Annotated in this window: 2 protein-coding genes; one reads left to right on the top strand and one right to left on the bottom strand. The window is 76.0% G+C overall.

From position 1 onward, the window contains the following. Nucleotides 1-46 precede the first annotated feature (46 nt). Nucleotides 47-1,822 (bottom strand): helix-turn-helix domain-containing protein, encoded by a 1,776-nt coding sequence (locus tag ACWF94_RS36145; protein WP_453498694.1) that lies wholly within the window; start codon nucleotides 1,820-1,822, stop codon nucleotides 47-49. A gap of 116 nt (nucleotides 1,823-1,938) precedes the next feature. Here ACWF94_RS36145 and ACWF94_RS36150 point away from each other — a divergent pair. Beyond that, a partial coding sequence (locus ACWF94_RS36150; RefSeq protein ID WP_453498697.1) for a cell division protein PerM occupies nucleotides 1,939-3,736 on the top strand: 1,798 nt, incomplete at its 3' end.

Raw genomic sequence — 3,736 nt, forward strand, 5'->3', positions numbered from 1 at the left:
CGTCGCCCGACCGGCGGGCCCACTCTTTTGGCAGGTTGCCGGTAGGTCAGGGAATCCGCGGGACCAGCCGTTCCGGGCCGTGGACGGGTTCGGAGAGGAGCCGTTCGCGCAGTTCCTTGTGGTGTTCCGTCAGAGGGCCCGGTCCGGCGTGTGCCGGGATGCCCGCCACCGGCCGGCCGGGGGCGACCTCCGACTCGTGGTGGGTCGGTGCGGTGGCCAGGGTGAAGCTCGTCGCACCGGCGATCAGCGCCGTGACGGCGAGCGCGGTCCGCGTCCAGAACCAGATGCGGCGTTCCCCGGCCCTGCGTACGGAGTGGGCGGGCGCGGGCTGGGGCACCGGGCAGGCGTCGGCGAGCGCCGTGAGCTGCTGGTGCAGGGCCTCGGGCGAGTCCAGGTGCGGCAGCCGCTCGGCGATGGCCTCGCGCGCGTGCAGCACCCGGTTGGCCGCCGCCGGAGTGCTCGCCTCCGTCTCGGCGGCCGTCTCGGGCAGATCGAGTCCCAGCCCGTCGTACAGCACCAGCGTGCGGCGGTACGGAGGCGGCAGCTCCAGCAGCGCGTCGAGCAGCTCGCGCCTCTCCCGGTCCAGCGGCGGGGTGTCGGGGTGCCGGTGGACCGGGCGCAGCCGCTGCCAGGGCGACATGGCGAACTCGTACGCGGCGGCCCGCACCCATCCCACCGGGTCCCGGTCGCGGGCGACCTCGGGCCACTGCTGCCAGGCGAGATGGAAGGCGCGCTCGACGGAGTCGTGGGAGAGCCGCCGCCTGCCGGTGAGCAGATACGCCTGGCGTACGAGACCGGGGGCGGCGTACGTGTACAGGGCGTCGAACGCCTCGGCCGGGGTGAGCCCGGCAGAGCCCGGAGGCTCGGGAGGCCGCTGGTGCCCGGGGGGCTGCTGATCCCCAGGGGGCGTCGGGTCCGCTACGGCGCTGTCCACGGGCCCTGCGGACGGCTCTGCGGACGGCCCTGCGGACGCCGGCGGCTCCGGGGGCTTCGACGGCACCGAGGGCTCCGGGCGCTCCGGGCGCTCGGCAGCGCGTACGGGCGTTGGGGCGCCCTGCGGTCCGGAAGGTTCCACCGGTCCGCGCGATGCCGCCCGCTCCTGCTGGGCAGCGGTGTGAGTGTGTACGAGGGGCGGTGCGGCCTTCGTACGGTGCGGCGACGCGGGGCCCGCGGCACGTTTGGCGGCCCGTTTGACGGCGGACACCGGCCGGGTGGTCGAGTGGGGCTGCTTCGTACGCGGCGGCTGCGCCCTTTCCGGCGCGGTGGCGGCCGTCGGCGCGGGTGAGGGCGCGGCTGTCGGCTCGGGCGTGCGTGCCGAGGCGGGCTCAGGCGTAGGTGCCGAGGCGGGCGCGGAGGCGGTGGCCGGTGGGGGAGAGGGTGCGGCTGCCGGGCGGAGGACGGGGCCGGAAGCCGTCGTAGGCGCGTCTTCGGATCTGTCCGTTTCCGACGTGGGCGGTTTCTTGGGCCTGTCCGGTTCGGGCGTGGGCGCGTCCTCGGAAATGTCCGATCCCGGTGTGGGCCCGTCCTCGGAGTTGCCCGGTTCCGGCTCGGCGGAGGGCACCCCCTTCGCCGATGGCTTGGCGCGCACGGGAGCGGGCGCGGGCGCAGGCGCGGTGGCGCCGAGGAGTTTGGCGTACGCCTCGCGTCGGCGGCCACGGGGCTCGCTGCGACCCGTTTCCCAGGCGCGGACGGTCGCCTTGGTGACACCGACCGCCGCGGCGACCTCCTGCTCGGTCATCGACATCGCCTCGCGCCGCCTGCGCCGTTCCTTGGGGGACGGCAGTGGGCTGTCGGAGGCGGAGTGTGTGGCGCTCTGGGTCATGACGGACCCTCCGAAGCACTGCACCCGGCGTAAAAATACATAAACGTATCTTGAGCGACACAACGGTCATTCGCCCGTTACATGGATAAAGCGCGTGTCGTTGGCAGCATGGCGGGGTGACCCAGACGACCGAGCACCGCCCCGCGCACTCCCCGCCGCCGGTCCTTGTGCAGGGCGGCGGGAACGCCGCGCTGGCCGCGTGTGTCGTGCGCGGGGCGACCGCGGCGGGGCTTGGACTCGGCGCGCTGGCCGTGGTGGTGATGGCGCTGTGGATCGGTTCCCCGTACCCGGACAGCGGACCCGGCGGCGCGCTGGAGGTGGCCGCCGGACTCTGGCTGCTCGCCCATGGCACCGAACTCGTCCGCGCTGACTCCTTCTCCGGGCAGCCCGCGCCGGTCGGCGTCGTACCGCTGCTGCTTGTCGTCCTGCCCGTCTGGCTCACGCACCGGGCGGCCCGCGACGGGCTGCTGCCCGATGAGGCGCGGCCACGGCCACGGCCGTCGACATGGGGCGCGTTCTGTGCGGTCAGTATCGGATATCTGCTGGTCGGAGCGGCTGCGACGGCCTACGCGGCGGACGGTCCGCTCGCCCCGGAACCGCTGAGCGCCCTGCTCCATCTGCCGCTGGTGACCCTCGGCGCGGCGGCGGCCGGGGTCTGGACGGCGTGCGGGCGGCCCGGTGGCCCGCTGCCGGACTGGCTGCCGGGGCGGGTGCGGGTGGGGCTCGCGCGTACCCGGGTGGCCGTCGCCCTGCGGTCCGCGGCTGCGGGTGCCCTCGTACTGCTCGGCGGCGGGGCCGTGCTCGTCGCCGTGTCGCTGGTGTGGCACGCGGACGCCGCGCAGGACTCCTTCCTGCAACTCGCCCAGGTGTGGTCGGGGCGGGTCGCCGTCGTGCTGCTGGCCGTCGCGCTCGTGCCGAACGCCGCGGTGTGGGGTGCGGCATACGGGCTGGGGCCCGGGTTCGCGCTCGGTACGGGCGCGACGGCGTCCCCCATCGCGCTGAGCGGGGACCCGGCGCTGCCGCACTTTCCGCTGATCGCCGCGATTCCGGCGGCGGGGCCGGGTACGGCGCCGAACTGGGCGTCGGCGGCCGTGCCGGTGGCGGCGGGGCTGGTGATCGGCTGGTTCACGGCGGCGACGGCCGCGCCCCGGCACGGGGACCGCGCGACGGCGTGGAGCATGCGCCAGACCGCCCTCACGGCACTGCTGGGGGCGATCGGCTGCGCCGTGCTGACCGCGCTGATGGCGGCTGCGGCGAGCGGTCCGCTCGGTACCGGGCGGCTGGCGGACTTCGGGCCTGTCTGGTGGCTGACGGGTGCCGCCGCCCTGGTCTGGTCGGCGGGAATCGCCGTCCCGGTGGCGCTGGGGCTGCGGCTGGGGCGGGTGGGCGTACGGAGAGGGGTACGGGAGGGGGCGCCCGCGGTGTCCTCGCCCGGGGCCGGGGCGCCCGCGGTGTCCCAGACGTCGCCCGTGTCCCCCGTATCCCAGGGGTCCTCGTCCGAGGCCGTGCCGGGCGCCGACGCGGGGGGCTCCGGGCGGCGGGAGGAGTGGGGTCTTGACCTGCTGTTCGAGCCGTACGACTTCCTGCCGTCAGGGTCGCGGGCGGAGCGGGAGGCGGGTCGTTCGCCGGGGGCGGCCCGGCGTTCCCCGGCCCCGGGGGCGGGCATTCGCGAACCCGGCCCGGCTTCTGGCTCCGGTCCCGGTCCCGGCCCTGGCCCTGTTCTCGCCCCCGCTCCCGCTCCCGCCCCCGCTCTCGTCAAGGACCCGGCCCCTGTTCCCGTATCCGAACCGGGTCGGGCCGATCCCGTATCCGAACCGGGTCGGGGAATCGAACCCGGCCCCGTTTCCGAGGCCGCCCCGGCAGCCGTCAAGCCCTGGGCCGCGCCGGCCAGCCCCTGGCCCCAGGCGCCTGGCC

The organism is Streptomyces sp. NPDC055078 (assembly GCF_053607985.1).